Origin of the sequence: Rubrivivax sp. A210, assembly GCF_904426505.1 — a bacterium.
Lineage (GTDB): Bacteria > Pseudomonadota > Gammaproteobacteria > Burkholderiales > Burkholderiaceae_C > Rubrivivax.
On sequence record NZ_CAJGBN010000023.1, the window covers coordinates 334,798 to 349,246 of the forward strand.

Consider the following 14,449-nt stretch of genomic DNA (forward strand, 5'->3'; position numbering starts at 1 on the left):
GCGCTCAGCTTGACTTGCGCACACGCAGGTACCACTCGCACAGCAGCCGCACCTGCTTGCTGGTATAGCCCTTGGCCACCATGCGCGTCACGAAGTCCTCGTGCTTCTTGGCCTCGTCGGCGCTGGCCTTGGCATTGAAGCTGATCACCGGCAACAGCTCTTCGGTGTTGCTGAACATCTTTTTCTCGATCACCGTGCGCAGCTTTTCGTAGCTGGTCCAGACCGGGTTCTTGCCCTGATTGCTGGCGCGCGCCCGCAGCACGAAGTTGACGATCTCGTTGCGGAAATCCTTGGGGTTGGCAATGCCGGCCGGCTTCTCGATCTTCTCGAGTTCGGCATTCAGGCTGGCGCGATCAAACACCTCGCCGGTGTCGGTGTCGCGGTACTCGTGGTCCTGGATCCAGTAGTCGGCGTAGGTGACGTAGCGGTCGAAGATGTTCTGGCCGTATTCGCTGTAGCTTTCGAGATAGGCGGTCTGGATTTCCTTGCCGATGAATTCGGCGTAACGCGGGGCCAGCAATTCCTTGATGAAGCCGACGTACTTGTCTTCCAGCTCTTTCGAGAACTGCTCACGCTCGATCTGCTGCTCCAGCACATACATCAGGTGTACCGGGTTGGCGGCGATCTCGGTGCTGTCGAAATTGAAGACCTTGGACAGGATCTTGTAGGCGAAGCGCGTGCTGATGCCGCTCATGCCCTCGTCGACACCGGCGTAATCACGGTATTCCTGGTAGCTCTTGGCGCGCGGGTCGGTGTCCTTCAGGTTCTCGCCGTCATAGACCAGCATCTTGGAATAGAGCGACGAGTTCTCGGGTTCCTTCAGGCGCGTGAGCATGGCGAACTGGCTCATCATCTTCAGTGTGCCCGGCGCGCAGGTGGCCTGGGCCAGCGATGAATTGCGCAGCAGCTTTTCGTAGATGTGGATCTCTTCGCTGACGCGCAGGCAATACGGCACCTTGACGATGTAGATGCGGTCGAGGAAGGCCTCGTTGTTCTTGTTGTTGCGGAAGGCCTTCCATTCGCTTTCGTTGCTGTGCGCGAGCACGATGCCGTCGAACGGGATGGCGCCAAAGCCCTCCGTGCCCTTGAAGTTGCCTTCCTGCGTGGCCGTCAGCAGCGGGTGCAGCACCTTGATCGGCGCCTTGAACATCTCGACGAATTCCAGCAGGCCCTGGTTGGCCAGGCAGAGGCCGCCGCTGTAGCTGTAGGCGTCGGGGTCGTCCTGCGAATAGCTTTCGAGCTTGCGGATGTCGACCTTGCCGACCAGGCTGCTGATGTCCTGGTTGTTCTCGTCGCCCGGCTCGGTCTTGCTGATGCCGATCTGCTTGAGGATGCTGGGGTGGCGCTTGACGACCTTGAACTTGCGGATGTCGCCACCGAATTCCTCGAGCCGCTTCACCGCCCAGGGGCTGAGGATGCGGTTGAGGTAGCGGCGCGGGATGCCGTATTCGCTTTCCAGGATGGGGCCGTCCTCGACCGCATCGAACAAGCCCAGCGGCGATTCATTCACCGGGCTGCCCTTGATGGCGTAGAAAGGCACGTCCTGCATCAGCTGCTTCAGGCGCTCGGCGATGCTGCTCTTGCCACCGCCCACCGGGCCCAGCAGGTAGAGGATCTGTTTCTTTTCCTCCAGGCCCTGGGCGCCGTGGCGGAAATAGCTCACCACCTGCTCGATGGCGTCTTCCATGCCATAGAACTCGGCAAAGGCCGGGTAGACCTTGATCAGCTTGTTGGCGAACAGGCGCGACATGCGCGGTTCGCTGCGCGTGTCCACTGTCCTGGGTTCGCCGATGGCCTTGAGCATGCGCTCTGCCGCGGTGGCATAGGCCAGCGGGTTGCGCTTGCACTCGGCCAGGTAATCCTCGAGCGAGAGCTCTTCCTCGCGCGTGCGCTCAAAGCGAGCGGCGAAATGACTGATGACGTCCATGCGGCCTCCGGCAACCAGCGCACGGCGGGGAGGACACTCCTGCCCCTGGGCCGCACCTGGGAAGTTCTGATGACGTCCCGGCTTCACGGGCCCAGACGCCATCAGAGCTTTCCGGCTTGCCGGTGCATGGTGCCACCGGCCGCATCACTACATCACAGCGAGGATCATTCTGCGCCTGCACGCGCCGCCCGGCGTGGGCATCGTGCCCATCCCCTGCGGTGGCGGGTGTGAACAAACCCTCGCACGCCAGGCTTCGCAAGACGCGTGCCTTTGCGGCAAATCGCCAGCCGCCCCCCTTCAACGCTTCAGAAGGCGGCGGCGATGACGCCGCCACGCACCGCGATGGAGCAGGGCGGCCCGATGAAGGTTCCCTGCCAGCCGGCGCTCAGGCTTCCGCGGCGCCCAGCTTGTCGAGCAGGCCGTTCAGTTCTTCCAATGAGCCGAAGGCGATGGCCACCTCACCAGCTTCGCCGCGGCGCGTGCGGCGCTTGACGCGGATCTCGACCGCGGCCGTCAGATGATCGGCCAGCCGCTCTTCCAGCCTGGTGATGTCGCGCGATTTGGCCTTGGCCGCCTTCTCCGGGCCGGGCGCCTTCTCGGCCGCGGCGGCGCGCGCCACCAGTTTCTCGGCCTCGCGCACGTTGAGCTTGCGCGCGGCGATCTCCTGGGCGCTCATCACCTGCTGCGCCGCCGGCAGGGCCAGCAGGGCACGCGCGTGGCCCATCTCGATGTCGCCGGCCATCAGCAATTGCTGCACTGGCTCGGCCAGGTTGAGCAGGCGCAGCAGATTGCTGGCGGCGCTGCGCGAGCGCCCCACGGCCTGGGCCGCCTGCTCGTGGGTGAGATGGAACTCGGTCACCAGGCGCTGCAGGCCCTGCGCCTCTTCCAGGGCATTGAGGTCTTCGCGCTGGATGTTCTCGATCAGCGCCATCACCGCGGCGGCTTCATCGCTGACGGCCTTGACCAGCACCGGCACCGTGTCCAGGCCGGCCAGCCGCGCGGCGCGGAAGCGCCGTTCGCCGGCGATGATCTCGTAGCGCCCGCTGTCCAGCGGCCGCACCAGGATGGGCTGCATCACGCCCTGGCTCTTGATGCTCTCGGCCAGCTCGTACAGCGAGCCCTCGTCCATGCGTGTGCGCGGCTGGTATTTGCCGGGCCGCAGCAGGTCCAGCGACAGCGTGCCGGGCTGGCCTTCGGCTGCGGCCGGGGCGTCGCTGACCTTGGGGCCGAGCAGCGCTTCCAGGCCAAGGCCCAGGCCCTTGGGTTTTTTCGTCACCATGGGCCGATTGTCCGTCAGCCCCGGCATGCGGCCTTCAGCGGACTTCACGCCGCCGCTGCGCCGGGTAGAGCACGTCACGCTCCAGGTAGCGGCGCAGGCGCTGCACGCGCGGCTCGTCGCGGCCGGCCCGCGTGGCCAGCACCTGCACCACGGCGTCGACGCGCAGCATCAGCCGGCCCTGGCCATCGCGCCGCCACTTGCCCGCATGGCGCGCGGCCAGCGCCTCCTCGGGCTCGCGGCGACCACCCTGGGCGCGCAGCAGGCCCTCGCCATCCACCCAGACATGGCGGCCGTCGTCCTCGATCTCCAGCGGCACGCCGGCAAAGCTGTGGAAGCGGCCCTGCTCGCGGGCCCAGAAGTGCGCGCGCATCCAGCGCCGCAGGTCGCTGGCCCAGTTGGCGGCGATCCAGGGCACGACCAGGGTTGGCACGATCAGGAAGACGGCCAGCGCAAAGAGCAGCGGCAGGCCCACGCCCAGCCAGTGCAGCAAGCCCAGCACGGCGGCAATGAGGACGCCGAGCTTCAGGGCGCGCAGGGCCGGCGACTTCACGCGCCGCGCCCCGCTGCCGCCGCTTCCATCGCCGCGCCCGTGCCCGCCTGCATTCCCGTATCCTTTGCGCCTTTGCACGGCATTGTCCGCGGGGCACAGCATGGCTTACACCGTTTTCGTCGATGGTCAGGAGGGCACGACGGGCTTGCGCATCCACGAATACCTGGCGGCGCGGCGCGACATCGAGGTGCTGCGCATAGACCCCGAGCGCCGCAAGGACGCGGCCGAGCGTGCCCGCCTGCTGAATGCCGCCGATGTGGCCTTCCTCTGCCTGCCCGACGCCGCAGCGCGCGAAGCGGCGGCGCTGGTGAACAACCCCCGCACCTGCCTCATCGACGCCAGCACCGCCCACCGCACCCTGCCGGGCTGGGCCTTCGGCCTGCCCGAGCTGGCGCCGGGCCAGCGCGAGGCGATACGCGCCGGCAAGCGCATCGCCAACCCGGGCTGCCACGCCACCGCCTTCATCCTGCTGCTGCGCCCCCTGGTCGACGCCGGTCTGGTGCCGCCCGGCACTGGCGTGAGCGCGACCTCGATCACCGGCTACTCCGGTGGCGGCAAGAAGATGATCGAGCAGTACGAGGCCGCACGGGCCTCGGGCGCTGAGCCTGCACTTACTTCACCGCGCCCCTATGGGCTCAGCCTGGTCCACAAGCATGTGCCGGAGATGATGGCGCACACGGGGCTGAAGGCGCGACCCATCTTCATGCCCATCGTCGGCAACTTCTACAAGGGCCTGGCGGTCTCGGCGCCGCTGGACTGCGCAGCCCTGGGTACCACGCCCGAGGCGCTGCACGCCGCGCTCGTGACCCATTACGCCGGCGAGCGCTTCATCCGCGTGCAGCCGCTGCGCGACCCGGCCACGCTGGAAGGCGGCTTCTTTGACGTGCAGGCCTGCAACGACACGAACCGCGTCGAGATCTTCGTCTTCGCCAACGACAGCCAGGCCATCCTGATGGCCCGCCTGGACAACCTGGGCAAGGGCGCCAGCGGCGCCGCGGTGCAGGCGATGAACGTACACCTGGGCGTCGACGAAGGACTGGGCCTCTAGCCGCCCGGCTCACTGTCCGGCGCCTGCCGGTAGTGGTAGGCATAGGCGTCGGCAAAGCCCAGGCCGCGGTAGATGCGGCGCGCAGCCTCGTTGTCGGCATCGACCTGCAGATAGCCCACCGCCGCGCCCTCGGCAGCGGCCAGCGCCAGCAACTGCCGGCACAGCAGGCGGGCCAGGCCGCGGCCGCGCTCGCTTTCGCGGGTGTAAATGTCGTAGAGCCCCACCAGCTCAGCTTCGCGCGCAAATTGGCCGCAAGCGAGCACGCTACCGTCGCCATCGCGCCGGATCGCCCAACCCTGATAGGCCACGGGCGAATGCGCCAGGCGCTCGGCGTGGGCCAGTCGCTGCTCAGGCGGCGAGCCGCGCAGCGCACCGACCTCGGCCGCGTAGCTGGCGGCAGCTAGCCGCGCCCAGTGCGTCCCGGCCGGGGGTGCGAGCGGCTGCGCATGGTCAGCCGCAGCGGGCAGGGCGGGACAGACCATCACCCGCGTGTCGTCCAGCATCGCAAAGCCCTGCGCGGCCAGTTGCCCATCCAGCCCGGCCGGTTGGGTGAAGCGGGTGATGCGCACCACCATCGGCAAGCCGGCTTCGCGGAAAACATCACCGGCCAGCCGCAGCTTGTCGGCCAGCGGCAGCCGCCCGATGGCCACCGCATTGACGCAGCGAGCGCGCTTGGCCTTGCCGGGCGAGAAGCGCAGCAGCCAGCCGTCCAGCCAGCGCTGCTGCGGCGGCGCACTGGCGTTGAGGCCCGCATCCTCGATGCGGGAGAGCAGGGTTTCGTCAACCAAGGCGCTGCGCCATTTCCCGCGCGAACTCGACGAAGGCCTGGGCACCCTTGGACGCCGGGTCGAAGTTGACGCCAGGCTGGCCGTAGCTGGGCGCCTCGGCCAGGCGCACATTGCGCGGAATCACGGTGTTGAACACCTTGTCGCCGAAGTGGGCCTTGAGCTGGTCGCTCACCTGCTGCTGCAGCGTGATGCGGGGGTCGAACATCACGCGCAGCAGGCCGATGATCTGCAGGTCGGGGTTAAGGTTGGCGTGTACCTGCTTGATGGTGTTGACCAGGTCCGACAGGCCTTCGAGCGCGAAGTACTCGCACTGCATGGGCACGATCACGCCATGGGCGGCGCACAGGCCGTTGAGGGTGAGCAGGCTCAGCGAGGGCGGGCAATCGATGAGCACGAAGTCATAGTCATCGCGCACGGTGGCCAGCGCGGCCTTGAGACGGCGCTCGCGGCGATCCAGCTCCACCAGCTCGATCTCGGCGCCGGCCAGTTCGCGGTTGGCACCCAGCACCTGGTAGCCGCCCTGGGGGCTGGGCCGGCGCGTATCGACCACGCTGGCCGATTCGAGCAGCACGTCGTAGACGCTGGGGTCCAACGCACGCTTGTCGATGCCCGAGCCCATGGTGGCATTGCCCTGGGGGTCGAGGTCGACCAGCAGCACGCGCTTGCCCACCTGGGCCAGGCCGGCCGCCAGGTTGACCGTGGTTGTGGTCTTGCCGACGCCGCCCTTCTGGTTGGCGATGCAGAAGATGCGGCTCATTGCGTGGACAGGCGGATGCCGAAGGCGATGAGAAAGACGCCAGCCAGCTTCTCCAGCCCGCCGGCCAGGCGCCGGTGCGCCCTGACCTTGGCGCTCACCGCCTCGGCAAAGGCACACAGCAGCAGGCAGTAGACGGCGGTAATGGCGGCGATGGTGAGTGCCATCGCGACGAAAGTGGGGGCGCCGCGGTGCTGGGCCGGATCGATGAAGAGCGGGAAGAAGGCCATGTAGAAGACGATGGCCTTGGGGTTGAGCAGGGTGATCAAGAAGGCCTGGCGGCCGTAGTCACGCGGCTCGATGCGGATGGGCGATGCCGAGCCCGGCTTGGCGAAGATCAGCTTGAGGCCCAGCCAGCCCAGGTAGGCGGCGCCGGCGTATTGCACCGCCTTGAAGACCATGGGGTTGGCGGCCAGCAGCGCAGCGACGCCGGCCACGGCCAGCCACAGCAGCACCTGGTCGCCCAGGATCACGCCGGCCGTGGCGGCGGCACCGGCGCGAAAGCCGCCCTTGGCCGTGGACGTGAGCAGCGCAAAGGTGCCGGGGCCGGGCAGGGCCAGGAACAAGAGGACGGCGGCGCAAAAGGCGCCGTAGTCGGCAATGCCGAGCATGGGTGGTCTCCGGAAATGACAGCGGGCGGGGCTGCGGAGGCGGGCGCGGAGGCTCGCCGGCAGACTCGAAAGCGTAGCGCAGAAATCGGGCGGCTCCAGGCCGCTCGCGGCTCAGGCAACGGCCTTGATCCGCATCCAGACCAGGCAGCGCTCGGCGTCCAGGCCGGGCACCGTCAGATGTTCCACGTGAAACACGTCGATGTCGGCCGGCAGCGCCGCGATCTCGTCGTCGGGCCGCCTGCCCTTCATCGCCATCCAGACGCCCTGGCGAGAAAGATGACCGCGCGTGAGGCGGACGAAATCGGCCAGCGAGGCGAAGGCGCGCGAGCAAATCAGGTCGAAGGGCGGGGCCACCAGCGATTCCACCCGCACATGAATGCTGTGCAAGTTGGCCAGCTTCAGGCTGCCCGCCACCTGGCGGATGAAGGCGGCCTTCTTGCCGACAGTGTCGACACAGGTCACGTCCAACCCGGCCACCATGATGGCCAGCACCGCGCCAGGCAGGCCGCCGCCACTGCCGACATCGAGCACGCGGCCGTTCGCGCAGCGAGTCACCAGGGGCGGCAGCACCGCCAGGCAATCAGCCAGATGCTGGCTCAGCATGGCCTCGCGTTCGCGCACCGCCGTCAGGTTGTAGGTGGCGTTCCAGTGCTGCAGCAAGTCCAGATAGGCGGTCAGTGCCTGAGCCTGGGCGGCCGTGGGCGTGAGCCCCAGAGCGGCGAAGATGGGAACGAGTTCGCCTTCCATCGCGATCAATCGGGCAGGCTGTCGTCGCGCGCCGCCAGGAGCGCCGTCGCCTTGAGCCGGCCCTTCTTCAGATGTACCAGCAGCAGCGACACCGCCGCCGGCGTGACGCCGGAGATGCGCGCCGCCTGGCCCAGGGTCTGGGGCCGGTGGCGGGCCAGCTTCTGCCTCACCTCGAAGGACAGGGCGGTGACTTGGGCGTAGTCCAGCTCTTCAGGCAGGGGCAGGTTCTCGAAGGATGCGGCGCGCGCTACATCGTCGTTCTGCTTGTCGATGTAGCCGGCGTACTTCACCGCGATCTCGGCCTGTTCGATCACGGCGTCAGCCGCGCTCACACCGAACTCGGCCCGCAGTGTTTCACGTGAAACAGCGCCAACCTGGCCGGCGATCAACGCCGCTTCACAGACCGCGTCGAAGCCGACTCCGGGCCGGCGCAGCAGGTCGACCAGGGCGTATTCGTGCTCCAGCGCCTTGCCCAGCAGGCGCTCGGCCTCGGCCGCGGGCAGAGTGGCGGGGCGCACCCAGGTCGCGCGCAGGCGCTGCAGTTCCCGCTCCAGCCGCTCGCGCTTGAGCGAAAAAGCGGCCCAGCGGCGATCATCGACCAGACCGAGGTCGCGGCCGGCCTCGGTGAGGCGCAGGTCGGCGTTGTCCTCGCGCAGCTGCAGACGGTATTCAGCGCGGCTGGTGAACATGCGGTAGGGCTCGGTGATGCCCTTGCAGACCAGGTCATCGACCAGCACGCCCAGGTAGGCCTGGTCGCGCCGCGGCGTCCAGGGCTCGCGACCCTGGGCCTGCAGCGCGGCGTTGACGCCGGCGTAGAGGCCCTGGGCCGCCGCTTCCTCGTAGCCTGTGGTGCCATTGATCTGGCCGGCGAAGAAGAGCCCATCGACCACGCGCGTCTCGAAGCTGGGTTTCAGCTCGCGCGGGTCGAAGTAGTCGTACTCGATGGCATAGCCCGGGCGCAGGATGTGGGCCTGCTCCAGCCCCACCATCGAGCGCACGGCGGCGAGCTGGATGTCGAAGGGCAGGCTGGTCGAGATGCCGTTGGGATAGAACTCGTGCGTCGTCAGCCCCTCGGGCTCGAGGAAGATCTGGTGCGAGCCCTTGTCGGCAAAGCGGTTGACCTTGTCCTCGATGCTGGGGCAGTAGCGCGGGCCCGTGCCCTCGATGACGCCGGTGAACATCGGGCTGCGGTCAAAGCCGCTGCGGATGATCTCGTGCGTGTACTCGTTGGTGTGGGTGATCCAGCAGGGCAGCTGCCGCGGGTGCTGGTCGGCGCTGCCAAGGAAGCTGAACACCGGCACCGGGTCCAGGTCGCCCGGCTGCTCCTGCAGGCGGGTGAAATCGATGGTGCGCCCATCCAGGCGCGGCGGCGTGCCGGTCTTGAGCCGGCCTTGGGGCAGCTTCAGCTCCTTGAGCCGCGCCGACAGGCTCACCGCCGGCGGGTCGCCGGCGCGGCCGGCGCTGTAGTTCTGCAGGCCCACATGGATGCGGCCATCGAGAAAGGTGCCGGCCGTCAGCACCACGGCACGGGCGCGGAAGCGCAGGCCCACCTGCGTGACGGCACCGACGACGCGGCCGCCCTCCAGCATCAAGTCGTCCACCGCCTGCTGGAACAGCCAGAGATTCGGCTGGTTCTCCAGGCGATGACGGATCGCGGCCTTGTAGAGGATGCGGTCGGCCTGGGCGCGCGTGGCCCGCACCGCCGGGCCCTTGCTGCCATTGAGGATGCGGAACTGGATGCCGGCCTCATCGGTGGCCTCGGCCATCGCGCCACCCAGCGCGTCGACCTCCTTCACCAGATGGCCCTTGCCAATGCCGCCTATCGAGGGGTTGCAGCTCATCTGCCCCAGGGTCTCGATGTTGTGTGTGAGCAGCAGGGTCGCGCAGCCCATGCGCGCGGCGGCCAGCGCGGCCTCGGTGCCGGCATGGCCACCGCCGACCACGATGACGTCGAAGGCTTGAGGGTGCAGCATGGGAAGGGCGATTCTACGAACATGCCCCCGACTTGCCCGCCCCAAGGGCTAGCATCAAGGCCACCATGGACTGCCGCCCACGCTGCGGCGCCTGCTGCACGGCGCCCTCGATCTCATCACCCATACCTGGCATGCCGCAAGGCAAGCCGGCCGGGCAGCGCTGCGTCCAGCTTGACGAGGCCGAGCGCTGCCGCCTGTTCGGCCGGCCCGAACGCCCGCCCGTCTGCCTGAACCTGCAGCCGGGCCCCGCGATGTGCGGCAATGATCGCGACCAGGCGATGGCCTGGCTCACCGCCCTCGAAACCGCCACCAACCCCACCCACTCCTGACCCCACCGTGACCCAACCCGACGACACCGGCACCCGCCTGCTCGCCCTCTATCCCGCGCTGCAGGGCATGGACCCGGCCTTGCTGGATGCCGTTCTCGCGGCCCAGACCCAGCGCCTCACAGTGCCCGCCGGCACCCTGCTCTTCGACGAGGGCAGCCCCTGCCGCGGATTTCCGCTCGTGCTCTCGGGCGCGGTGCGGGTGGCGCGCGGCTCGCCCGGCGGGCGCACGCTGGAGCTCTACCGCGTCACCCCCGGCGAGTTGTGCGTGGTCTCCACCTCCTGCCTCTTCGGCACCGCCACGCTGGCTGCCCATGGCCAAGCCTCCGAAGCCACCGAGCTGGCCCTGCTCACGCCGCCGGGATTCGAGCGCTGGATGGGCCATCCGCCCTTCCGCCACTTCGTCTTCGGCATCTTTGGCGACCGCCTGGCCGACCTCATGGCCCTGGCCGAGGCCGTCGCCTTCCAGCGCCTGGACCAGCGCCTTGCAGCCGCACTGCTGGGCCGCGGCGCCCAGGTACACACAACCCACCAGGCCCTGGCCGACGAACTGGGCACGGTGCGCGAGATCATCTCTCGCCTGCTGGCCCGCTTCGAACGCGCCGGCTGGGTGCGGCTTGGGCGCGAGCGCATCGAGCTGCTCGACAGCCAGGCGCTGCGCGCCCTGGCCGCCGGCGGCCCGCTGCCGGCGCCCTGACTTTGCGCGTGTGACCCAGGTCACCGACCGGCAGGGGGTGTCGGGCGCACAGTAGCGACGCTGGCCGAACGGGCCTGCGCCTCAAACCAAAGTCCAGGAGCACCCCATGAAATCCAACGTCGGCGGCATCGACCGCATCCTCCGCATCGTGGCCGGCCTCGTGCTGATCGCCCTCACGCTTACCGGAACCATCGGCGTCTGGGGCTGGATCGGCGTCGTGCCGCTGCTCACTGGTGCCGTCAGCTTCTGCCCCATCTACCCGCTGCTGGGCATGAACACCTGCCCGCTGAAGTCCACCAAGGCCTGAAGCAGGCCTAGGGCATCGGCGCTGCAGCGGACAGGCTGCGCAGATCCTGCGCGATGCGGCCGCCCTGCAGCACGATGACGCGCCCGGCCGAGGCAATCGTCTCGGGCCGGTGCGCCACGATCACCCGCGTCAACGCCAGCTTGCGCACCGCCTGGTTGACCAGGCGCTCGCGCTCGACATCGAGGGCGCTGGTCGCCTCGTCGAGCAGCAGGATGCTCGGCCGCTTGTAGAGGGCGCGAGCCAGCAGCACGCGCTGCTTCTGCCCGCCCGAGAGCACCGTGCCCAGCTCGCCGATCAGGGTGTCATAGCCCATCGGCAAGGCCTCGATCTCATCGTGTACCGCGGCCACGCGGGCACACTCGCGCAGCCAGGCGAGGTCGGGCTCGGGGCTGAAGAAGCAGATGTTGTCGGCCACCGTGCCCGAGAACAGCGGCTCGTCCTGCATCACCACGCCCACCTGCTCGCGCCAGCGCGCCAGGCCCAGCCGCGCCAGCGGCACGCCGCCGGCCAGCACCTGGCCCGCGTTCGGCTCGTGGATGCCCAGCATCAGCTTGAGCAGGGTGGACTTGCCGCCGCCCGAGGCCCCGACGATGGCCACCGATTCGCCGGCGTCTATCTTCAGGTTGAGGTGCAGAAGCACCTCGGGCTCGCCGTCGGCATAGCGAAAGCTCACATCGCGCAGCTCGATGCCGGCGTGCTCGGGCTGGCCCGATCCTGCCTCCGGCTCGGGTGCGGTGAGCACGATGTCGGCCAGGCGCTCGCCCTGCAGGCCCAGCATGCGCAGCTCCACCGCCTTGTCGACGAGGCCGCTGACGCGCGCCGCGAAGGTTTCCTTGTAGGCGAAGAACGCGAACAGCATGCCCACCGTGAGGCGGCCCTCCAGCACCAGCCAGGCGCCGATCCAGACCACGGCCACACGCTCCAGGCCGAAGAGCAGGCGGTGCGCCACCGCCGCCCACAGCTCCACCCGCCGCACCGCGATCTGCGCGTTCATGGTGTCGACCACCAGGCTGGCAAAGCGCGAGCGGCGGTCGGCCTGGGCGTTGAAGAGCTTGATCGCCAGCACGCCGCGCACCGACTCGAGGAAGTGGCTGCCCTGGCGCGCCTCGAACACCAGCGCCTGCTCGCTGGCTTCGCGCAGCGGCCGATAGCCGGCCCAGCGCAGCAGGCCATAGGCGGCCACCGCGGAGAGCGCCACCGCGCTGAGCGTGGGGCTGTAGAGCGCCATCATCACCAGCGTCAGCAGCACCAGGGCACCGTCGAGCACAGCCTCGACGAAATGGGTGGTCAGCGCCCTCTGGATTTGCTGCAACGCACCAAAGCGCGACCAGACATCACCGAGCTGGCGCTTCTCGAACCACTCCACCGGCAGCCGCAGCAGGTGGGCAAAGACGTTGAGCAGCCACTGCTGGTTGAGCGTGGCCGACAGCACCAGCACGGCCCAAGCGCGAGCGGCGGCGGTCAGCACCTGCACCCCCACCAGCAGCGTGAAGCCCAGGCCCAGCGTGAGCAGCAGGTCGCGGTCGCCGCTGACCAGCACACCATCCACCACCCATTGCATGAAGAAGGGGCTGAACAGCACGAAGAGCTCGAGCGCCAGCGCCAGCGCCAGGATCTGCGCCAGCGAGCGCTTCAGGCCGCTCACCGGCCCCAACAGCTGACGCAGCGAGACGCGGCGCCGCTGCCGCGCCGGCACGAAACCGGGCGCCGGCTGCAGCTCCAGCGCCACGCCGCTGAAGCTGCGCGACAGCTCGGCTGCCTTGACGCGCCGCGCGCCGTGGGCCGGGTCGTGGATCAGAGCCTCGTCGCCGCGCAAGGCCACCAGCACGACGTAATGATTCAGGTTCCAGTGCAGGATGCAGGGCAGCGCGATCTGGCCCAGCTCGTCGGGCTCGGCGCGCAGCGCGCGTGCGCCCAGCTGCATGCCGTCGGCAATGCGCACCAGGTCGGCCAGCGTCGCGCCCTTGAGCGAGATCGAGAAGCGCTGGCGGAGGCTGGCCAGGTCGGTACGCAGGCCGTGCGCGCCCGCCACCATGGCCAGGCAGACCAGGCCGCACTCGGCCGCCTCGGTCTGCAGGATCACCGGCACGACCGGGCCCCCGAAGTGCAGGCCGTGCAGGCTCACACCCGGCTCCGCAAGCCCAGCAGGGGTTCGAACAGCCATTCGATGAGTCGGCGGCGGTCCAGCAGTACATCGGCCTGCAGCCGCATGCCCGCGGCCAGCGGCAGCGCCAAGGCGCCTTCCTCCAGCGCCACGGTGATGCGGAACATCGGTTCGCCGCCCGGCGCGGCGGGCAGGGCCAGCGCGGCCAGCTCGCTGGCCGCCAGCGGCGAGGGCGAGACGCGCAGCACATGGCCTGGCTGGTGGCCGTACTTCTGGTAGGCGAAGGCCTCGAAGCGCAGGCGCACCGCCTGGCCCGGCCGCACAAAGCCCACCGCGCTGGACGGCGCGTAGAGCTGAGCCTGCAGCGTGGCCCCGGCCGGCACCAGCGTGGCCAGTGCCGCAGCCGGCGTGACGCTCTGGCCGGGCTCGGCCAGCACCGTGCTGACGGTGCCGTCGCGCGGCGCGTGGACCACCAGGCGCTGCTCGGCGTCCTGCTCGGCGGCCTCGCGCTCGACCACTGCCAGGTCGCGCTCCAGCCCGGCCACCGCGCCGCCGGCCAGCAGCGGCAACGCGCCGGCCTCGCCCTCGAGCTCGGCCTGCTCGCGTGCCAGCGCCGCGCGCTGGCGCACCAGGGTCTGCGCCGCGGCGCGCACCTCCAGCAGCTCCTCGGACTTGGCCTGGGTCTGGGCCGGCGAGATAAAGCTCTCGGCCTGCAGCGATTCCAGCCGCGTCATCGCCTTCTGGGCCAGGGCCAGCCGCTGTTGCTGCAGCGCGATCTCGGCATCGAGCTGCACCGCCTCGGCCTGCAGCGCGCGCAGCCGCGCGCTCAAGCCGCTGCGGCGGGCCTCGGCCAGCGCCTTCTGCGTGCGCGCCGCCTCAGCCAGGCTGCGCCGGCGCTCGTCCAGGCTGCGCCTCACCTGGCCCTGGGCCGGGCCGGCGAGCAGGGGGCGTTCGAGCGCGATCACGAACAGCACATCGCCCGCGCGCACCGCCTGGCCCTCGTTGACGCGGCGCTCCAGCACCGTGCCCGCCGCCGCGGGCAGCAGCCGGATGAGACCGAGATCGGGCACGACCACACCGCCGGCCGAGGCCTTGCGCGTGTACTCGGCGAAAAAGAGAAAGCTGGCGGCGGCGGCGGCCACCGCCAGCACGCCGGCCGTGATCCAGCTTAGCGCCAGTGGCCGCGCCAGCTGCACCGCGCCCAGCCAGGACTGGCGCTGGGCCGCCAGGGCCTCGGCGCGGAAGAGGGGGCGCGATTCAAGCATGGCAAATAAAAGGGCGGGCGGCTTGCGCCGGCCCGCCAACGCCTCGGTCCCGGAGGGATCGATCCCGGGGCGC

Annotated in this window: 14 protein-coding genes; 4 read left to right on the forward strand and 10 right to left on the reverse strand. The window is 69.4% G+C overall.

Annotated elements, in window-relative coordinates:
- Window positions 1-4: 4 nt before the first annotated feature.
- The 3 genes from JMV16_RS15105 to JMV16_RS15115 form a co-directional block, all read right to left on the reverse strand.
- Window positions 5-1,927: a PrkA family serine protein kinase gene (locus JMV16_RS15105; protein WP_201495109.1), complete on the reverse strand. Its 1,923-nt coding sequence runs from the start codon at window positions 1,925-1,927 to the stop codon at window positions 5-7.
- A gap of 385 nt (window positions 1,928-2,312) precedes the next feature.
- A complete protein-coding gene (locus JMV16_RS15110; protein WP_201495110.1) occupies window positions 2,313-3,206 on the reverse strand; it encodes a ParB/RepB/Spo0J family partition protein in 894 nt (297 codons plus the stop codon).
- Window positions 3,207-3,240: 34 nt separating this feature from the next.
- A complete protein-coding gene (locus JMV16_RS15115) occupies window positions 3,241-3,756 on the reverse strand; it encodes a hypothetical protein (protein ID WP_201495111.1) in 516 nt (171 codons plus the stop codon).
- A gap of 100 nt (window positions 3,757-3,856) precedes the next feature.
- Here JMV16_RS15115 and argC point away from each other — a divergent pair, with 100 nt between their 5' ends.
- Window positions 3,857-4,804 (forward strand): N-acetyl-gamma-glutamyl-phosphate reductase, encoded by a 948-nt coding sequence (gene argC, locus JMV16_RS15120; protein WP_236580529.1) that lies wholly within the window; start codon window positions 3,857-3,859, stop codon window positions 4,802-4,804.
- Here the strand turns inward: argC and JMV16_RS15125 are convergent.
- The 5 genes from JMV16_RS15125 to mnmG form a co-directional block, all read right to left on the reverse strand.
- Complete coding sequence (locus tag JMV16_RS15125) at window positions 4,801-5,592, reverse strand: GNAT family N-acetyltransferase (protein ID WP_201495113.1); 792 nt, start codon at window positions 5,590-5,592, stop codon at window positions 4,801-4,803. The two genes, argC and JMV16_RS15125, sit on opposite strands and share 4 nt — an antisense overlap.
- A complete protein-coding gene (locus tag JMV16_RS15130) occupies window positions 5,585-6,349 on the reverse strand; it encodes a ParA family protein (RefSeq protein WP_201495114.1) in 765 nt (254 codons plus the stop codon). Before JMV16_RS15130 ends, JMV16_RS15125 begins: the two co-directional genes overlap by 8 nt.
- Complete coding sequence (locus JMV16_RS15135; protein ID WP_201495115.1) at window positions 6,346-6,957, reverse strand: LysE family transporter; 612 nt, start codon at window positions 6,955-6,957, stop codon at window positions 6,346-6,348. Before JMV16_RS15135 ends, JMV16_RS15130 begins: the two co-directional genes overlap by 4 nt.
- A 111-nt stretch (window positions 6,958-7,068) precedes the next feature.
- Window positions 7,069-7,704 (reverse strand): 16S rRNA (guanine(527)-N(7))-methyltransferase RsmG, encoded by a 636-nt coding sequence (rsmG, locus tag JMV16_RS15140; protein WP_201495116.1) that lies wholly within the window; start codon window positions 7,702-7,704, stop codon window positions 7,069-7,071.
- A 5-nt stretch (window positions 7,705-7,709) separates the two neighbouring features.
- Complete coding sequence (mnmG, locus tag JMV16_RS15145; RefSeq protein WP_201495117.1) at window positions 7,710-9,677, reverse strand: tRNA uridine-5-carboxymethylaminomethyl(34) synthesis enzyme MnmG; 1,968 nt, start codon at window positions 9,675-9,677, stop codon at window positions 7,710-7,712.
- A gap of 65 nt (window positions 9,678-9,742) precedes the next feature.
- Between mnmG and JMV16_RS15150 the strand changes: the two genes are divergently transcribed.
- The 3 genes from JMV16_RS15150 to JMV16_RS15160 all read left to right on the forward strand — a co-directional run bounded on the left by JMV16_RS15150 (window position 9,743) and on the right by JMV16_RS15160 (window position 11,007).
- Complete coding sequence (locus JMV16_RS15150) at window positions 9,743-10,006, forward strand: YkgJ family cysteine cluster protein (protein ID WP_201495118.1); 264 nt, start codon at window positions 9,743-9,745, stop codon at window positions 10,004-10,006.
- A 7-nt stretch (window positions 10,007-10,013) separates the two neighbouring features.
- On the forward strand, window positions 10,014-10,700 hold the full coding sequence (locus tag JMV16_RS15155) for a Crp/Fnr family transcriptional regulator (protein ID WP_411565036.1): 687 nt from the start codon (window positions 10,014-10,016) through the stop codon (window positions 10,698-10,700).
- A 106-nt stretch (window positions 10,701-10,806) separates the two neighbouring features.
- Window positions 10,807-11,007 carry a DUF2892 domain-containing protein gene (locus tag JMV16_RS15160; RefSeq protein ID WP_201495119.1) on the forward strand — a complete coding sequence of 67 codons (201 nt, stop codon included), beginning with the start codon at window positions 10,807-10,809 and terminating at the stop codon, window positions 11,005-11,007.
- A gap of 7 nt (window positions 11,008-11,014) precedes the next feature.
- Here the strand turns inward: JMV16_RS15160 and JMV16_RS15165 are convergent, their stop codons facing one another.
- Together JMV16_RS15165 and JMV16_RS15170 are read right to left on the reverse strand one after the other, a co-directional pair.
- Window positions 11,015-13,132 carry a peptidase domain-containing ABC transporter gene (locus JMV16_RS15165; RefSeq protein WP_201495120.1) on the reverse strand — a complete coding sequence of 706 codons (2,118 nt, stop codon included), beginning with the start codon at window positions 13,130-13,132 and terminating at the stop codon, window positions 11,015-11,017.
- Window positions 13,129-14,376 carry an HlyD family secretion protein gene (locus JMV16_RS15170; RefSeq protein ID WP_201495121.1) on the reverse strand — a complete coding sequence of 416 codons (1,248 nt, stop codon included), beginning with the start codon at window positions 14,374-14,376 and terminating at the stop codon, window positions 13,129-13,131. The genes JMV16_RS15165 and JMV16_RS15170 overlap by 4 nt, the downstream gene beginning before the upstream one ends.
- Window positions 14,377-14,449 lie beyond the last annotated feature (73 nt).

Coding starts and splice junctions, on each gene's coding strand:
- JMV16_RS15105 (WP_201495109.1), bottom strand. CDS start 1,927: ATGGACGTCATCAGTCATTTCGCCGCTCGCTTTGAGCGCACGCGCGAG.
- JMV16_RS15110 (WP_201495110.1), bottom strand. CDS start 3,206: ATGGTGACGAAAAAACCCAAGGGCCTGGGCCTTGGCCTGGAAGCGCTG.
- argC (WP_236580529.1), top strand. CDS start 3,857: ATGGCTTACACCGTTTTCGTCGATGGTCAGGAGGGCACGACGGGCTTG.
- JMV16_RS15130 (WP_201495114.1), bottom strand. CDS start 6,349: ATGAGCCGCATCTTCTGCATCGCCAACCAGAAGGGCGGCGTCGGCAAG.
- JMV16_RS15135 (WP_201495115.1), bottom strand. CDS start 6,957: ATGCTCGGCATTGCCGACTACGGCGCCTTTTGCGCCGCCGTCCTCTTG.
- rsmG (WP_201495116.1), bottom strand. CDS start 7,704: ATGGAAGGCGAACTCGTTCCCATCTTCGCCGCTCTGGGGCTCACGCCC.
- mnmG (WP_201495117.1), bottom strand. CDS start 9,677: ATGCTGCACCCTCAAGCCTTCGACGTCATCGTGGTCGGCGGTGGCCAT.
- JMV16_RS15150 (WP_201495118.1), top strand. CDS start 9,743: ATGGACTGCCGCCCACGCTGCGGCGCCTGCTGCACGGCGCCCTCGATC.
- JMV16_RS15160 (WP_201495119.1), top strand. CDS start 10,807: ATGAAATCCAACGTCGGCGGCATCGACCGCATCCTCCGCATCGTGGCC.
- JMV16_RS15170 (WP_201495121.1), bottom strand. CDS start 14,376: ATGCTTGAATCGCGCCCCCTCTTCCGCGCCGAGGCCCTGGCGGCCCAG.